This window comes from Amycolatopsis tolypomycina, assembly GCF_900105945.1.
GTDB classification, from domain to species: Bacteria; Actinomycetota; Actinomycetes; order Mycobacteriales; family Pseudonocardiaceae; genus Amycolatopsis; species Amycolatopsis tolypomycina.
On record NZ_FNSO01000004.1, the window covers coordinates 3,469,393 to 3,483,700 of the forward strand.

The following is a 14,308-nucleotide window of genomic DNA, read 5'->3' on the forward strand; positions in this document are numbered from 1 at the left end:
GCGAAGGTGGACGTCGAAACCGTGGTCGCCGCGGCGTTCCGCGAGGAATGGGGCCAGGTCGTGGCCACGCTCATCCGGGTCACCGGCGACTGGGACCTGGCCGAGGAGTGCGCCCAGGAAGCCTTCGCGCTGGCGCTGCGCACGTGGCCCCGCGACGGCGTCCCCGACCGGCCCGGCGCGTGGCTGACCACCGCCGCCCGCCACCGCGCCACCGACCGGCTCCGCCGCGACGCCGTCGGCGCCGCCAAGCTCCGGGAGGCCGCCCGCATGCCCGTCCCCGACCCACCCGAACCCGACGACAGCGGCGTCACCGACGACCGGCTGCGGCTCATCTTCACCTGCTGCCACCCCGCGCTGGCCACCGAAGCCCAGGTCGCGCTCGCCCTGCGCACCCTCGCCGGCCTCTCCACCGCCGAGATCGCCCGCGCGTTCCTCGTCCCCGACGCGACCATGTCCCAGCGGCTCGTGCGGGTGAAGCGCAAGATCCGCCACGCCCGCATCCCCTACCGCGTCCCGCCCGCGCACCTGCTGCCCGAACGCACCCACGCCGTGCTCGGCGTGCTGTACCTGACGTTCAACGAGGGCTACTCGGCCAGCGCCGGCCCGGACCTGCTCCGCCCGGACCTCGCCGCCGAAGCCCTCCGGCTCGCCCGGCTCCTCGCCCGGCTGATGCCCGACGAACCCGAAGCTCTCGGCCTGCTGGCCCTGCTGCTGCTCCAGCACGCCCGCCGCGCCACCCGCGTCGACGACGACGGCGTCCTCGTGCCCCTCGAAGAGCAGGACCGCACCCGCTGGGACACCGCCGCGATCACCGAAGGCACCACGATCCTGGAGACCGCGCTGCGGCGCCGACGTCCCGGCCCGTACCAGATCCAGGCCGCCATCGCCGCCTGCCACGCCACCGCCGCCCGCGCCGCCGACACCGACTGGCCGCAGATCGCCGGCCTCTACGACCAGCTGCGCAAGCACGTCCCCAGCGCCGTCGTCGAACTCAACCGCGCCATCGCGATCGGCATGGCCGAGGGCCCGGCAGCCGGGCTCGCCCTCCTCGACGCCCTGCCGCTGCCGGGCTACCACCTGCTCGCCGCCACCCGCGCCGACTTCCTCCGCCGCCTCGGCCGCCACGCCGACGCCGCCCACTGGTACGCCCAGGCCCGCGACCTCGCCGGCACCGAAGCCGAACGCCGCTACCTCACGCGAAGAATTTCGGAACTGGTGTCGGTCCCGGACGCCGCCGTTCGTCGGGCGGGTGAAGCCCGACCACCGGAGGAAACCCCATGACCACCCTCGCCCACGACGTCCACGGCACCGGCCCGGCGCTGCTGCTGGTCCCCGGCGGCCCCGCCGACGCCCAGGTGTTCACCCACATCCGGCCGCTGCTGGCCGAAGACCACACCGTCGTCACCTACGACCCGCGCGGCCTGTCCCGCAACGCCCTCGACGGCGCCCCGGGCCCGGATGTCCTCCGCGACCACGCCGAGGACGTGCACCGGCTGCTCGCCGAAACCGGCCCCGCCGACGTCTTCGCCAGCAGCGGCGGCGCGATCACCCTGCTCGAACACCTCCGCCACCACGCCGCCGACGTCCGCACCGTCGTCCTGCACGAACCGCCGGTCACCCGGTACCTGCCCGCACTCGGCGGACCCGACCTCCCCACCCTGTTCCGCGAAGAAGGTCTCGCCGCCGCCTTCGCCGCGTTCATGAAGATCGTCGGCGTCGATCCCGCCCCGCCGCTCGACCCGCGCGCGGAAGGCAACTTCGCCTACTTCTTCGGCCACCTCATGCCCGCGACCGGCGCCTACGAGCCCGACCTCGACGCACTCCGGGCGACGCCGGCCCGGCTGGTGGTCGCCGTCGGCGAAGAGTCCACCGGGCTGCCGGTCCACCAGGCCGCCCACGGGCTGGCCGCGGCCCTCGACCTCGGCATCGAGGTGTTCCCCGGCGGTCACGGCGGCTTCGACACCCACGCCGAAGCCTTCGCCGCGCGCCTGCGCGAAGTCCTGAAAGGATGCTGACATGCAGTACCTGCTGATGATCTGCGGCGACGAAACCGCCGAAGAACACGCGAACGACGGCTGCGGCGGCTGGAGCGAGGACCTGGAACGCCGCGGCAAGATCCGCGGCGGCGGTGGCCTGCGCCCGCCCACCGAAGCCACCACGATCCGCGTCCGCGACGGCGAGGTCCTGCTCACCGACGGGCCCTTCACCGAAGCCAAGGAACAGATCGGCGGCTTCGTCATCCTCGACTGCGCCGACCTCGACGAAGCCCTCGAACTCGCCGCCCGCCACCCCGCCGCGACCTACGGCAGCATCGAGGTCCGCCCGATGCTCGGACCGGAGGACTTCACCTGATGCCCGCCGTCGTCGACCGGCCCGCCCAGCGCTACGTCGCCGAACGCGCCACCCTCGCCATCCCCGACTTCCCGCGGATCGCCGACCGGCTGCCACCCCTGATCGGCACGCTCACCGCCGGCGGCGTCACCCTGGCCGGAGCCCCGTTCTTCCGCTACCGCGTGCTGCACCCGGGCCTGCGGTTCACCGTCGAGGCCGGCGTGCCCATCGACGGCGACCACACCCCGCACGAGCCCGCCTTCCTCGGCGAGCTCCCGGCGGGCCGGTACGTCCTCGACACCTACGTCGGCGCCCCGGACGGCCTGGCCGCCGCCACCGAAGCCGTCCTCGCCTGGGGTGCCGCCCACGACCTGGAGTGGGACCGCACCGACGGGGCGGACGGCGAAGCATGGGGCTGCCGCCTGGAAGTCCTGCGCACCGACCCCCGCGAGGTCCCCGACCCCGCGCAGTGGGTCACCGACCTGCTCTTCCGCCTCGCGGACTAACCCCGCCCGGTGAGCACGGCGCCGACCAGGCAGCCGAACCCCGCCGTGCTCACCAGCGCGCGCAGGACGTTCCAGCGCACCCACGTCGTCTCGAACGCCGCCCGCACCGCCGCGAAGTCGTCACCGCCGCGCTCCAGGGCGTTGTTCAGCGGGATGTGGACCGCCCCGGTGAGCAGCACCATCCCCGCCAGGAACGCGAACCCCGCGATCACCCACGGCAACGCCGGCTCGCCCAGGTGCAGGAACACCGCGACCCCGGCCAGCAGCGGCGCACCCAGGAACGTCAGCATGAACACCGGGTTGACGATGGCGATGTTGATCCCCCGCATGCCCTCGACGAACGTCTTGTCGTCCCCGCGCGCCAGCCCCGGCATGACCGAGCAGGCGTAGGCGTAGAACAACCCCGCGATCAGACCCGCCGCGACCAGCGCGGCCACCAGAACCACCGTCGACATCGGTTTCCCCTTCCCCTTCACCGCGTCCAGACCCCGGTCGCGGCGGCATCCCGCGCGAAATCGGCGAAATCCGTCGCCGGACGGCCCAGCACCCGCGCCACGTCGGGCGTCACCGATGCGTTCCGGCCGTCGAGGACGCGGGCGAACAGCTCGGCCAGCGCACCGACCTCCGCCTCCGGGACACCCTGGCTCGCCGCCGCGGCCGCGAACTCCCCGGCCGAAACCGGAACATAGCGGACATCCCGCCCGGCGGCGGCCGCAATCTCCGCGGCCGCGTCGGCGAAGCTCAGCAGCCGCGGCCCGGTCAGCTCGTACAGCTGCCCGGTGTGGCCGGGCTCGGTCAGCGCCTTCACCGCGACGTCGGCGATGTCGCGGACGTCGAGGAACGGCTCCGTCACCGTCCCCGCCGGCAGCACGATCTCCCCGGCGCGCACGGCGTCCAGGAGGAAGTGCTCGCTGAAGTTCTGCGCGAACCAGCTGCACCGCAGGATCGTCCAGCCGGTGCCGGCCGCCCGGACGATCCCTTCGCAGGCCTCGGCCTCCGCCTCGCCGCGGCCGGACAGCAGCACCAGGTGCCGCACCCCGGCCGCCACCGCGAGCTCGGTGAACGCCCGGATGTCACCGGCGGCTTCCGGCACCACCAGATCGGGGTAGTAGGTGAGGTAGACCGCGTCGACGCCGGCGAGCACGTCCGCCCACGTCCCGCGGTCGCCCCAGGCGAACGGGGGCACCCCGCGCCGCGAGGCGATGCGCACTTTCTCGCCGCGCTCCCGCAGCCGGTCCGCCACCCGGCGCCCGGTCTTGCCGGTGCCGCCCACCACCAGGAAGTTCGTTGTCATGCCGGTCAGTCAACCGGCTCCTGGTGAGACTCTCCATGGTTCAGAGCCGCGATGGCATGTTTCAGCGTCTACAGTTTCCGGTATGGACCCGCTCGCCGCCCTCCTCGACGGTCCCCGCGCCCACGGCGCGTTCCTGCTGCGTTCGGTGCTGACCCCGCCGTGGTCCCTGCGCATCGAAGACCGGGCGCCGCTGACCGTGGTGGCGGTGGTGCGCGGCGAAGCGTGGATCGTGCCCGACGGCGGCGAAGGCGTCCTGATGGGCGAGGGCGACGTCGCGATCACCCGCGGCCCGGAGCCGTACCTGGTCGCCGACCACCCGTCGACCCCGCCGCAGGCCCTCATCCTGCCCGGCCAGGAATGCCGCACCCCCGACGGCGGGCACCTCACCGCCTACGCCGACCTCGGCGTCCGCACCTGGGGCACCGGCGGCCCGGTCGTGCTGCTCACCGGCACCTACGGCATGGCAGGCGAAATCAGCAGGAAGCTCATCGCCGCGCTGCCCGCGCTGATCGTCCTGCGCGCCGCCGACTGGCCGACCCCGCTCGTCGGGCTGCTGGCCACCGAGATCACCCGGGACGTCCCGGGCCAGGAAGCCGTCCTCGACCGGCTGCTGGACCTGCTGCTCATCGCCGCGTTGCGGGCGTGGTTCGACCGGCCGGACACCAGCGCCCCGGCGTGGTACCGGGCCCACGAGGATCCGGTGGCCGGCCAGGCCCTGCGGCTCCTGCAGCACCAGCCGGCCGAGCCGTGGACGGTCGCCAAGCTCGCGGCCGACGTCGGCGTCTCCCGGGCGGCACTGGCCCGCCGTTTCGCGGCCACGGTGGGTGAGACCCCGATGGCGTACCTGACGAGCTGGCGGCTCGCGCTCGCCGCGGACCTGCTGCGCCAGCACCCGGAGACGACGATCGCCTCGATCGCCCGCCAGGTGGGCTACGGCAGTGCCTTCGCCCTGAGTGCGGCGTTCAAGCGCGAGTTCGGTGCCAGCCCGCAGCACTACCGGGCCCGGTAGTGCTCACTTCAGTTCGTCGCCGAGCCGGTCGAGCCAGTCGCCGGTGCCCTGCTCGCGCCACTCCGGCTTCTCGGCGCCGTCGAGGAACGTGTCCTGCTCGGTGAGCACCAGCCGCGTGCCGTCACCTTCGGCGAACAGCTCCACGGTCGTCGTCGAGACGGTCGCGAGTGCGCCGTCGCCGGTGAGCGTGCCGGAGAAGACGATCCGCTCGTCGGGCACGATGTCGTGGTAGGTGGCGACGAAGTGCAGGACTCCGCCGCTGGGCGTGCGGCCTTCGACGGCTTCCCGGCCGCCGGCGCGGAAGTCGAGCTCGTGCTCGCCCTTCGAGACGAACCAGCGTTTCTTCGCCTCCGGATCGGCCCAGGCGGCGAACACCCGCTTCGGCGGCACGGAGTAGGTGCGCTCGAGGCTGAACGTGCTGTGCAAGACGGTCATGACGTGCTCCCTTCCGACGTTCCGGGCGGCTCGGCGAGGAAGTCGCCGAGCCGGTCGAGCTTGCTCTCCCACGCGGTGCGCTGACGTTCCAGCCACTGTTCGCCGGCGCGCAGCACCGCCGGTTCGACCCGGCAGGTGCGGACGCGGCCGACCTTGTCCGACCGCACGATCCCCGCGGCCTCCAGCACCTGCAGGTGCTGGACGACGGCGGCCAGCGACATGGTCAACGGCTCGGCGAGCTCGCTGACCGACGCCGGCCCGCGCACCAGCCGCTCCACCAGTGCCCGCCGAGTCCGGTCGCCCAAAGCGCGAAACACCAGGTCCAAGTCATGGTCAAGCACCTACTTAAGTTAACTCTCACGCGGCCAACGGTCAAGTAACTGCTTAAGTGTTTCGGGCAGCTCCGGTGTCTCCCCCAGAGCGGTGAGCACGCCCGCCAGCTCGCGTTCGGCGGTGTCGGCCCGGCCGAGCGCGGCACGCAGTTCCGCACCGAGGCTGGTCGTGGTCTCGTGCATCGACCGGACGGTCTGCTCGTGCGCGGCCTGCAGCTCGGCGATCCGCTGGTCGAACCCGGCACGCAGCCGCTCGGCCTCGACGCGGGCGCGGTCGAGCGCCGCCGCGGCCGCCTTCGCGTGCTCGTCCCGAAGGGCGTTGAGCGCGGCTTCGTGGCCGGCGCGGGCCGCGTCGAGCCGTTCCTGGACCGCGTCCGCGCGCGCCACGGCGGCCTGACCACGGCCGCGTTCCTCGTCCAGCGCGGTCCGGGCGGCCGCCAGTTCGGCGGTCAGGGTGGCGATCACCGCCGCCCGTTCACCGGCGAGGGCGGCCGAGGCGTCGGCGCGATCGGCGACGCGGGCGAGTTCGTCGCGGACCGCGGCCAGCTGCCCCTCGGCCCGCTGCTGCTCCTGCACCGCCGCACGCCGGGCGGCGCGTTCCTCGTCCCGCTCCCGGACGGCGGCGGTCTTGTCCCGCTCCGCCGCAGCGGCCGCGGCGACGGCCGTCTCGGCGGTCTCGCGAGCCTGGGCGGCGTCGCCTTCCGCGCGGCCGCGGTGCAGGCGGTGCTCGTCGGCCTCGGCCAGGGCGGCGTCCCGTTCGGCCAGCGCGGTGGCGGTCGTGGCGTCGAGCTGGTGGCGCAGCGTCGTGAGGGTGTCGACGAGCCCGCGCGCCGGCTCCAGCACCCGGTCGACCTGACCGGCGAGCGCCGTGACGGCGGTGTCGTCCAGCTCGGTGTCGCTCTCCCGCAGCGACTCCGCGTCCGAGAGCACCGCCTCGGCGTCGCGGCAGCTGAGGTTCCGGCGCCCCCAGGTTTTCCCGTCCTGGCAGAACCGGGCCCGGCTTCCCCGCCCCACTGCCGGCGGCAGCGGCGCTCCGCACCTCCGGTACTCGCATACCCGCACTTGACCAGCGTCTTCTGTCACGTCGAGAACTCTATCAAAGCTTCTAATCAGAACTAGAATCAGCTGTTCAGAATCTGAACAGTACGTCGGAGGTTCTGGGTTTGGATAAGGTCACATATCCAAACCCAGAACCGGGTAGTCGCGCGAGGGCGGCGAAGAGCGCTTCTGGAGGGGGCCGAAAAACTGGGACCCCCTCGGAACGTCAATCGAGGGTTGACGATCGCTCGCGTTCCAGCAGGGCCCGCTCCGCGGCGTTGCTCTACGGGTTGGTCAGGCCGCCGAGCAGTCGCAGCGTCAACGCGACCTGGGCGGGCCTGCCAGCATGTGTGCCTTCGCTGTTGACACGAACGGCACCCGCGTGGATCGACAGGGGAACCTGCCGAGATCCCGTAACCTCGGCGCGTGCCCGACCTGGAACCGGTGACCGACGCCGCGCTGAGCGCGCACGAGCGGCTGGCGCTGCTGGACGAGGCCGCCGCCCGGCACGTCGACGAGCAGCGGCCGCCCAACACGCTCAAGGCCTATGCCCAGGACTGGCAGGTGTGGCAGGACTACACCGCCGAAGCCGGGATCCCGCCGCTGTCGGCGACGATCGGTGCCCTGACCGGGTTCGTCGTGTGGCTGGAACGGGGCCGGACGCTGCGGCCGGACGAGCGGGCGGTGCCCGAGGTGCCCGAACGGGCGGCCCCGGCGGCGCCGTCGACGATCGAGCGGCGGCTCACCGGAGCGCTCGCCGGGCTGCGGCACCACAAGGTGGTCGTCGATCCCGAAGCGAGCCGCGCGGCGTGGCGGGCGCTGAAGGGGTACCGGCAGCGGCTGGCCAGGGAGGGGATCCAGCGCGGCCGCGGCAAGGCCACCATGGTCACCCTGGCGGACCTGCGGGCGATGTCGCGCGCGTGCCCCGACACCCTCGCCGGCGCCCGCGACCGGGCGATGCTGCTGATCGGCTTCCCGATCGCCGCCCGCTGCTCGGACCTGGCGAACCTGCTGGTCACCGACGTGCAGCCGGTCGACGACCGGGGACTGGCGGTGACGGTCCGGCACGGCAAGAGCACCGGCGACATGGTCGTCCCGCGGCGCGACAGCGCTGACACCGACCCGGTGCGGGCGTGGTTCGCGTGGCGCTCGGGCGCCGGGATCACCGAGGGCCCGGCGTTCCGCCGCGTCGACCGGCACGGCAACGTCGGCGAGCCCGCGCTGAGCACGACCGGCGTCAACCAGATCCTCACCCGCGCGGGCGTGCGGGCGGGCCTGCCGTACCCGGTGACGGGGCACTCGCTGCGGTCCGGGTTCGCCACCGAGGCCCGCCGCGCCGGAGCCGACGACCTCGCGATCGCCGACCAGGGCCGCTGGGTGCGCGGCAGCCGGGCGCTGTACGAGTACATCCGCCGCGTCGACCAGTGGAACGACAACGCGGCGGGCGCCCTCGACCTCTGAGTCACGGCGGCGCTGGTCGACTCGATCTCCGGGCCGGCGGTGCAGGCTCCCGGCGATGAGGGCGGCGCGATCGACTCGGCGCCGATCGGCGGCCGGCCCGGGCGCCCGCGACCTCCACTTCACGGCGCCGATCGGCGGCCGGCCCGCGCGGAGTCCCGGGCCGCCCCGTGGCGAGGGCGGCCGCGACCAAGCCGACCCGGGCACCCCGGACCTCCACCTCACCGCGCCGATCGCGTCGCGCCGACGACTTCGCCGTCCAAGCGGGCGAGCCAGCTGCCGCAGACGCAGCGCACGTAGTCGAGCCGGGGGGTGACGGGCTGCGCCGCGGCCGCCGGGAGTTCGGCGAGCGGCCAGCCGCAGCGGGGGCAACGGTTACGGTCCATGCCACGATCGTGCTGTAATGACTTTGTGCACTTCAACCCTTACGGCGGCCCCGCCGCGCTGGTGGCCGCCGACCTGGTCAACGCCGGTTCCGCGAGCGAGCTCCTCGCCGGGATGGTCCGCAACGGCATGGCCATCAAGGCGCTGACCGACGGCGAAGCGGCCCTGATCGGCGCGTGGGCCGGCCGGCTGAGGCCGGTGTTCGCCGCCGAGGCCGCCGCCCGGCCGGAGCTGGTCAACGAGCTGCTGGCCGATGCGGCGTGCCGCCCGTACATCACCACCCACGACGGCAAGCCGCCCCACCTGCACTACTCGGCCGAGGACGCGGGCCCGGTCGGCCGGGTCCGCGCGTACACCGCGGGCGGGCTGGCCCACCTGGTGTGCGAGGCCCCGGACCGCCTGGGCATCTGCAGCCGCGAAGGCTGCGAAACGGCGTACGTCGACACCTCGCGCAACGGCCGTCGCCGGTTCTGCTCGACGCGGTGCGCGACTCGGGTGCACGTGGCCGAGCACCGGGCCCGGCAGGTCAGCGCCTAGGGCAGCGAGAAAACGGCCGCCGAGGAGCAGTCGTAGTCGTCGGACAGGCCCAGGATCAGGGTCTCGTTCGGGAGCGTCACCGCGCTGAGGAGGTCGCCGCCCAGCGCGATCGGGTACGGCAGCTCGGCACCGTCGCGGAGGTCTCGCACCGTTTTGTTCCGGTTGTCGTCGCAGGTGACCGCGATCGGGGTGCCGTCCGGCAGCGTCGTGCACATCACCGCCAGCTGGGGGCGGAGCAGGCCGGTGACCCGGTGGCGCAGGGTGCGGCGGCGGAGGTCCCAGATGCGGATCGTCTTGTCGTCGCTCGCGGACACGGCCACCGGCGTGCCGTCGGGAAGCACCGTGGTGTCGATCGACCGCACGGAGCCGGTGTGACCGAGCAGCTCGAAGCGGGTCTTCCCGGTTTTCAGGTCGAACGCCTTGATCGGACCTTCCCAGTCGGTGGCGAGAACGAGCGCCGTGCCGTCGGGGAGCACCACCGGGAACATCCCGTCGACGAAGCTTTCGTAGGAGCCGTGGGCGACCTTCCCGAGCGGCTTGTGATCCCGCAGGTCCCACCGCCGGATTCCCTCGCTCACGTTGTGGACGACGACGACCGGCGTGCCGTCGGCCAGCGACAGGCAGTTCACCCCTCGCGGTTCGTAGCCCACTTTCAGCGGTGAACTGCGTTGTGACCCGTCCCGGAGGTCCCACACCCGGGCGGTCCGGTCCGGGCTGACGGTCACCGCGACCGGGACGCCGTCCGGCAGGACGATCGCCGCCACGCCCACCACGTCGTGGGTGTGGCCGGTGAGCGTGTGCCGGAGCGAGTCGTCGGTCAGGTCCCACACCAGGGCCGTGTTGTCGGCGCCGCCGGTGATCGCCACCGGGGTGCCGTCGGGCAGGACGATTGCCGCTATCGACAGCAGTTCGCCGTTGTGCCTGCCCAGCGTCCGCGTGCCCGGCGTCCCGCTCGTCCACTCGGCCGGGTCCACGTCGACCCACGTCGGCCCCCGGCCGGGGAACGGTTCGACCGCCGGCAGGAACGGTTTTTCGCCCGGGCGAGCGCTTTCCGCCTCCATCGCAGCCGTCACGGTGCGCTTGGCCCACACGAGGATCCCGACGAACACGATCGCCGACAGCGCCCCCACCACGAAGGCGAGGGCGGTCAGCCCCGCCATCCCCAGTGCGATCACGATGCCGATCATGAGGACCCAGCCGACGGCCGCGACCTTGACCGTGGCCATCCCGGTTTCGAACGACGGCCGCTTCCGCGGAGGCTGGGTGATGGGCGGCAAGGCGGTCAGCGGAGCCGGGGGCGCCGCCGGTCGGGGCAGGTCCGCCACCAGCCTCGCCAGCTCGTCGCGCAGCCGCGCCGCGTACACCGCGCGCACCCGCTCGTCGAACTCCGGGAGTTCGAGCACCCCGGCTTCGACGGCTTCGTGCAGTTGCGCGACTACGGCTTCGCGCTCGGCGTGAGACACCCGCGGCGACCGGGCCGGGCCCGCATCCGCGGGCAGGTCGGCCACCAGCGCGGCCAGCTGGGCGTCGGTGGTCGCCCGCCGGACCGCGGCGACGCGGTCGTGCCGCTCGGCCGGCTCCAGCAGCCCGCCGGCGACCGCGGCCTCGATGCGCGCGATGGCCTGGTCGCGCTCGGTGTGGCTCGCTTTGGCGTCGAGGTTGCCGATGACGGCGTCGATGTCCGAGTAGGTGACGGCTCGGTTCACCAGTTCCTCGGCGTCGGCGTAGGCGCGTGCCTCCAGGCGGCCGTCGGTCAGGGCGCCGGCCAGCTGGACCAGCGCTCGTTCGCGGTCCGCGGTGGCGACCCGCAGGCCCGGCCCGGTCCGGCCGGAACCGTCGGGCAGATCGGCGACGGCCGGTGCCAGGTCCTTCCGCAGCCTGGCGGCCTGGACGATCACCAGCCGCCGTTCGTACTCGGCCAGGTCGAGCCGGCCGGCACGCAACGCCGTGTCGAGTGTGCGGGTGGCCGCCGCGCGGGCTTGGTCACCGATTCGGACTTCCCCAGTCATCGCGGGAGAATAGCGATCCGGTCCGGACGATCATCGGTTGGTTCGTTCGGAGCAGGACTTTGTCGCCCGCCAGGGGAAGACCGTCGGCGTGGGCGCGCCACCTTCGGCGAACCGCTCGAACACCAAGCCCGCCTCGAGCAGCGCGGACAGCGGCCGGCGGGTAGGCGGGCATGTCGGTGTGGACCATGACCGCGGGCAGAGTCCCAGCGGCGATCGGCAGCGGCGCGGCGTGGGCGCCGCGGTAGAAGCCCGTGCGCGGGAACGGTGAGTTCGAGGAGCAAGTCCGGCTCCGAGCAGCATGCGCAGCGGCTCGCGGCAGGCGGCGCCGGTGGAGCTCGGTCGCGTCGGGTGGCGAATCGCCCCGGCTGCGAACACCCGGCCCGGCTGCGACAGGTCTCCGATGCTCCCCTCCGCGACCTGCCTACACTGGACACATGAGCAAGCGCTTAGTGACCCTGGGGGACTCGTTCACCGAAGGCGTCGGGGACGACGACCCGGCCGCCCCGAACGGCGTGCGTGGCTGGGCCGACCGGGTCGCCGAACAACTGGCCGCCGTGGAGCCGGATTTCCGGTACGCCAACCTCGCCATCCGCGGCAAGCTGCTGCCGCAGGTGCTCGCCGAACAGCTCGAGCCCGCGCTGGCCATGGAGCCCGACCTCGTCACGCTCTACGCCGGCGGCAACGACCTGATGCGGCCCAAGGTCGACATCGACGCGCTGCTCGTCGACTACGAAGCCGCCGTCGCCCGGGTCCGGGCGACCGGTGCCCGCGTCGTCCTGTTCACCGGGGTCGACGGTGTCAAAGACCCGCTGTTCCGCGCGATCCGCGGCCGGGTGGCCATCTACAACGAGCTCGTGCGCGGGATCGCGGCCCGCCACGGCGCGCTGCTGGTGGACCTGTGGTCGATGCGGCAGCTGTGCGACCGCCGGTTCTGGGCGCCGGACCGCCTGCACCTCAACTCGCTCGGGCACACCGAGGTCGCGATCGAGGTGCTGCGGGTCCTCGGCGTGGAGCACCCGCTGGTCAACCCGGAACCGGCGCCGCGGGTGGTGCTGAGCCCGGCCGCGCGCCGGAGCGAGAACCTGCAGTGGGCGCGGGAACACGCGCTGCCGTGGGTGCGGCGGCGGGTCAGGGGCGAGTCGTCCGGGGACACCATGGCCGCGAAGCGCCCGGCGCTGGCGCCGGTGGACTCAGCGCCGCTCCCCCGCTGACGGGCGGAGGCCGTCGAAGAGGATCGCCACGGCCCGGTCGCGCAACGCCGCGTCCGGGCCCGCGTACTCCGCGGCCCGCGCGACCCCGATGATCACCGGGATCAGCTCGCCGACGACGAGGTCGGCCCGCACCGCGCCCGCCGCCTGGGCGCGCGACAGCAGCACGCCCAGCGCCGCCAGCAGCCGCCCGCCGATGTCGGACTTCGCCACCGGGACCGTGACGCCGGCCGCGGTGAGCGCCTCGAAGTAGGCGTTCTTCGCGCTCGACATCTCGATCCAGCTGCCCAGGAACGTGAAGAACGCGCCACCCGGATCGGCGGACTCCGCGGCGACGGCGGCTTCGGCCTCGTCGACGAACCGGCTCAACCGGGCGAACAGCACCGCCTCGAGCAGTGCTTCCTTCGTCGGGAAGTGCCGGAAGACCGTGCCGATGCCGACGCCGGCGACGCGGGCGACCTCCTCGGTCGGTGCCCCGGTGCCCTTGGCCGCGAACACGCTCTCGGCCGCCTCCAGCACGCGCGCCCGGTTGCGGCGCGCGTCGGCACGCAGCGGTTTCGACTCGGCGGCGTCAGCGGCGGGGGTCACCTTCCGATGGTATCGGTGCCGGATCGGGCAGCGTGTCCAGCAACCGGGCCAGCGCCCGCGGCACGTGGGAACGCCAGCCGCCGCCCATGATCCGGCGCGAGACGCGCTGGAACTCGTCGTCGGGGTCGAACCCTTCGTGGCTGAGGAACAGCCGGGTCCCGGTCCCTTCCGGTTCGAGCCGCCACGTCACCGTCCACTGCGGACCCCAGCGGATGCTGAGCTTGCGCTCGGGCTCGACCTCCAGGACCTCGCACGCCACCGGGCCGCCGGCGAACCCGGCCGCCGGCACCGGCTCGGCCAGCAGCTCGAACCGGTGCCCGACGACGGGTTTGATGTCGTTGGGCATGGCGATCCAGCGTTCCAGCAGGTCGGGTTCGGTCAGCGCGCGCCAGACCTTGCGGGCCGGGTGGGCGAGGAACTGGTCGACGTGGATCGCCCTCGGGTCGTCCTCGGTCACAGGTCTTCCTCCTCGTCCAGCAGGTCACGCAGGTTGGCCAGCTTGGTGCGCCAGAAGCGCTCGTACGGGGTCAGCCAGTCCGCGACCTCTTCGAGCGGGGCGGCGTCGAGGCGGTAGACGCGGTTGCGGCCCTGGCGCTGTTCGCTGACCAGGCCCGCCTCGCGCAGCACCCGCAGGTGTTCCGAAAGGCTGGGCCGGGCCATGGCGAACCGCTCGGCGATGGTGCCGGCGGCCATCGGGCCGTCGAGCAGCAGCCGCAGCACTTCGCGCCGCGCCGGGCTGGCCAGTGCGGCGAAGACGTCGTCGTTGACCGGCATCAGCGCGGCACGGCACCGAAGCCGGACGGCTCCAGGAGGCCGATCGTGTGCCCGTCGACGTCCCGGAACGACGTTGCCCGGCCCCACGGCCGGGACTGCGGATCGGCGACCTCGATCCCGGCCGCCCGCAGCGCGGTGACGTTGGCGTCGACGTCGGTGGTCTGCAGCTGGAAGTGCCGCGGGCCCGGCTCGATCCCGGTGACCTGCTGGTCGGTCAGGACCACGCCGGTCTTTGCTCCCTTCGGCGCGACCATGACGAACCGGCCGCCTTCGGGCGTGCGGCGGTCGACGAGCGCTTCGAACCCGAGCTTGCCGACGTAGAAGTCCCGCGCGCGGGCGTGGTCGGCAACCGGCAAGGTCAGGAACTGCACGTGGGTGATCGTCATGCCGCCGACAATACGTAGG

General features: G+C 73.4%; 19 protein-coding genes. 8 read left to right on the forward strand and 11 right to left on the reverse strand.

Features of this window, described 5'->3' with window-relative positions; translation table 11 throughout:
- The first annotated feature begins 6 nt into the window (after positions 1-6).
- Genes BLW76_RS25925 through BLW76_RS25940 form a run of 4 tightly spaced genes read left to right on the forward strand, consistent with a single transcriptional unit; the run spans position 7 to position 2,837 of the window.
- The gene (locus tag BLW76_RS25925; protein WP_091311824.1) at positions 7-1,281 is read left to right on the forward strand and encodes an RNA polymerase sigma factor; all 1,275 of its coding nucleotides are present in this window, start codon (positions 7-9) and stop codon (positions 1,279-1,281) included.
- Positions 1,278-2,015 carry an alpha/beta fold hydrolase gene (locus BLW76_RS25930; protein ID WP_091311827.1) on the forward strand — a complete coding sequence of 246 codons (738 nt, stop codon included), beginning with the start codon at positions 1,278-1,280 and terminating at the stop codon, positions 2,013-2,015. Before BLW76_RS25925 ends, BLW76_RS25930 begins: the two co-directional genes overlap by 4 nt.
- 1 nt (position 2,016) lies before the next feature.
- Positions 2,017-2,352, forward strand: a complete 336-nt coding sequence (locus BLW76_RS25935; RefSeq protein WP_091311830.1) for a YciI family protein — start codon at positions 2,017-2,019, stop codon at positions 2,350-2,352.
- On the forward strand, positions 2,352-2,837 hold the full coding sequence (locus tag BLW76_RS25940; protein WP_091311832.1) for a GyrI-like domain-containing protein: 486 nt from the start codon (positions 2,352-2,354) through the stop codon (positions 2,835-2,837). Before BLW76_RS25935 ends, BLW76_RS25940 begins: the two co-directional genes overlap by 1 nt.
- On the opposite strand, the gene BLW76_RS25945 is transcribed toward BLW76_RS25940, so the two are convergent.
- Positions 2,834-3,292 (reverse strand): anthrone oxygenase family protein, encoded by a 459-nt coding sequence (locus BLW76_RS25945; protein ID WP_091311834.1) that lies wholly within the window; start codon positions 3,290-3,292, stop codon positions 2,834-2,836. The genes BLW76_RS25940 and BLW76_RS25945 overlap by 4 nt on opposite strands.
- Positions 3,293-3,309: 17 nt before the next feature.
- Positions 3,310-4,131, reverse strand: coding sequence for a Rossmann-fold NAD(P)-binding domain-containing protein (locus BLW76_RS25950; RefSeq protein WP_091311836.1), 822 nt, complete (start codon positions 4,129-4,131; stop codon positions 3,310-3,312).
- Between the two features lie 82 nt (positions 4,132-4,213).
- On the opposite strand from BLW76_RS25950, the gene BLW76_RS25955 reads away from it, so the two are divergent.
- The gene (locus tag BLW76_RS25955; RefSeq protein WP_091311838.1) at positions 4,214-5,140 is read left to right on the forward strand and encodes an AraC family transcriptional regulator; all 927 of its coding nucleotides are present in this window, start codon (positions 4,214-4,216) and stop codon (positions 5,138-5,140) included.
- A 3-nt stretch (positions 5,141-5,143) separates the two neighbouring features.
- Here the strand turns inward: BLW76_RS25955 and BLW76_RS25960 are convergent, their stop codons facing one another.
- The 3 genes from BLW76_RS25960 to BLW76_RS25970 are packed head-to-tail and all read right to left on the reverse strand — an operon-like array spanning position 5,144 to position 6,990.
- Positions 5,144-5,575, reverse strand: coding sequence for an SRPBCC family protein (locus BLW76_RS25960; RefSeq protein WP_091311840.1), 432 nt, complete (start codon positions 5,573-5,575; stop codon positions 5,144-5,146).
- Positions 5,572-5,892, reverse strand: coding sequence for an ArsR/SmtB family transcription factor (locus tag BLW76_RS25965; RefSeq protein ID WP_208613564.1), 321 nt, complete (start codon positions 5,890-5,892; stop codon positions 5,572-5,574). The genes BLW76_RS25960 and BLW76_RS25965 overlap by 4 nt, the downstream gene beginning before the upstream one ends.
- 33 nt (positions 5,893-5,925) lie before the next feature.
- Entirely contained in the window at positions 5,926-6,990 is a 1,065-nt protein-coding gene (locus tag BLW76_RS25970; protein WP_244170312.1) for a coiled-coil domain-containing protein, read from the reverse strand.
- A 381-nt stretch (positions 6,991-7,371) separates the two neighbouring features.
- Between BLW76_RS25970 and BLW76_RS25975 the strand changes: the two genes are divergently transcribed.
- A complete protein-coding gene (locus BLW76_RS25975; protein WP_091311846.1) occupies positions 7,372-8,406 on the forward strand; it encodes a site-specific integrase in 1,035 nt (344 codons plus the stop codon).
- 218 nt (positions 8,407-8,624) lie between these two features.
- Here the strand turns inward: BLW76_RS25975 and BLW76_RS48730 are convergent, their stop codons facing one another.
- Positions 8,625-8,789 (reverse strand): hypothetical protein, encoded by a 165-nt coding sequence (locus BLW76_RS48730; protein ID WP_167384738.1) that lies wholly within the window; start codon positions 8,787-8,789, stop codon positions 8,625-8,627.
- A 25-nt stretch (positions 8,790-8,814) separates the two neighbouring features.
- On the opposite strand from BLW76_RS48730, the gene BLW76_RS25980 reads away from it, so the two are divergent.
- Positions 8,815-9,324, forward strand: coding sequence for a CGNR zinc finger domain-containing protein (locus BLW76_RS25980; RefSeq protein WP_091311848.1), 510 nt, complete (start codon positions 8,815-8,817; stop codon positions 9,322-9,324).
- Here the strand turns inward: BLW76_RS25980 and BLW76_RS49855 are convergent.
- The gene (locus tag BLW76_RS49855) at positions 9,321-11,333 is read right to left on the reverse strand and encodes a DUF1707 domain-containing protein (RefSeq protein ID WP_091311850.1); all 2,013 of its coding nucleotides are present in this window, start codon (positions 11,331-11,333) and stop codon (positions 9,321-9,323) included. The two genes, BLW76_RS25980 and BLW76_RS49855, sit on opposite strands and share 4 nt — an antisense overlap.
- Before the next feature lie 434 nt (positions 11,334-11,767).
- Here BLW76_RS49855 and BLW76_RS25995 point away from each other — a divergent pair, with 434 nt between their 5' ends.
- The gene (locus BLW76_RS25995) at positions 11,768-12,544 is read left to right on the forward strand and encodes an SGNH/GDSL hydrolase family protein (RefSeq protein WP_208613383.1); all 777 of its coding nucleotides are present in this window, start codon (positions 11,768-11,770) and stop codon (positions 12,542-12,544) included.
- Here the strand turns inward: BLW76_RS25995 and BLW76_RS26000 are convergent.
- Genes BLW76_RS26000 through BLW76_RS26015 form a run of 4 tightly spaced genes read right to left on the reverse strand, consistent with a single transcriptional unit; the run spans position 12,524 to position 14,289 of the window.
- Positions 12,524-13,129, reverse strand: coding sequence for a TetR/AcrR family transcriptional regulator (locus tag BLW76_RS26000; RefSeq protein WP_091311857.1), 606 nt, complete (start codon positions 13,127-13,129; stop codon positions 12,524-12,526). The genes BLW76_RS25995 and BLW76_RS26000 overlap by 21 nt on opposite strands.
- Positions 13,113-13,586, reverse strand: coding sequence for an SRPBCC family protein (locus tag BLW76_RS26005; protein ID WP_091311859.1), 474 nt, complete (start codon positions 13,584-13,586; stop codon positions 13,113-13,115). Before BLW76_RS26005 ends, BLW76_RS26000 begins: the two co-directional genes overlap by 17 nt.
- Positions 13,583-13,903: a metalloregulator ArsR/SmtB family transcription factor gene (locus tag BLW76_RS26010; RefSeq protein WP_091311862.1), complete on the reverse strand. Its 321-nt coding sequence runs from the start codon at positions 13,901-13,903 to the stop codon at positions 13,583-13,585. The genes BLW76_RS26005 and BLW76_RS26010 overlap by 4 nt, the downstream gene beginning before the upstream one ends.
- On the reverse strand, positions 13,903-14,289 hold the full coding sequence (locus BLW76_RS26015) for a VOC family protein (RefSeq protein ID WP_091311865.1): 387 nt from the start codon (positions 14,287-14,289) through the stop codon (positions 13,903-13,905). The genes BLW76_RS26010 and BLW76_RS26015 overlap by 1 nt, the downstream gene beginning before the upstream one ends.
- Positions 14,290-14,308: the final 19 nt, after the last annotated feature.

What these genes read in the sequence shown, in the direction of transcription:
- BLW76_RS25930 (WP_091311827.1), top strand. Translation starts at nt 1,278, where the DNA reads ATGACCACCCTCGCCCACGACGTCCACGGCACCGGCCCGGCGCTGCTG.
- BLW76_RS25935 (WP_091311830.1), top strand. Translation starts at nt 2,017, where the DNA reads ATGCAGTACCTGCTGATGATCTGCGGCGACGAAACCGCCGAAGAACAC.
- BLW76_RS25940 (WP_091311832.1), top strand. Translation starts at nt 2,352, where the DNA reads ATGCCCGCCGTCGTCGACCGGCCCGCCCAGCGCTACGTCGCCGAACGC.
- BLW76_RS25945 (WP_091311834.1), bottom strand. Translation starts at nt 3,292, where the DNA reads ATGTCGACGGTGGTTCTGGTGGCCGCGCTGGTCGCGGCGGGTCTGATC.
- BLW76_RS25950 (WP_091311836.1), bottom strand. Translation starts at nt 4,131, where the DNA reads ATGACAACGAACTTCCTGGTGGTGGGCGGCACCGGCAAGACCGGGCGC.
- BLW76_RS25955 (WP_091311838.1), top strand. Translation starts at nt 4,214, where the DNA reads ATGGACCCGCTCGCCGCCCTCCTCGACGGTCCCCGCGCCCACGGCGCG.
- BLW76_RS25960 (WP_091311840.1), bottom strand. Translation starts at nt 5,575, where the DNA reads ATGACCGTCTTGCACAGCACGTTCAGCCTCGAGCGCACCTACTCCGTG.
- BLW76_RS48730 (WP_167384738.1), bottom strand. Translation starts at nt 8,789, where the DNA reads ATGGACCGTAACCGTTGCCCCCGCTGCGGCTGGCCGCTCGCCGAACTC.
- BLW76_RS49855 (WP_091311850.1), bottom strand. Translation starts at nt 11,333, where the DNA reads ATGACTGGGGAAGTCCGAATCGGTGACCAAGCCCGCGCGGCGGCCACC.
- BLW76_RS25995 (WP_208613383.1), top strand. Translation starts at nt 11,768, where the DNA reads ATGAGCAAGCGCTTAGTGACCCTGGGGGACTCGTTCACCGAAGGCGTC.
- BLW76_RS26010 (WP_091311862.1), bottom strand. Translation starts at nt 13,903, where the DNA reads ATGCCGGTCAACGACGACGTCTTCGCCGCACTGGCCAGCCCGGCGCGG.
- BLW76_RS26015 (WP_091311865.1), bottom strand. Translation starts at nt 14,289, where the DNA reads ATGACGATCACCCACGTGCAGTTCCTGACCTTGCCGGTTGCCGACCAC.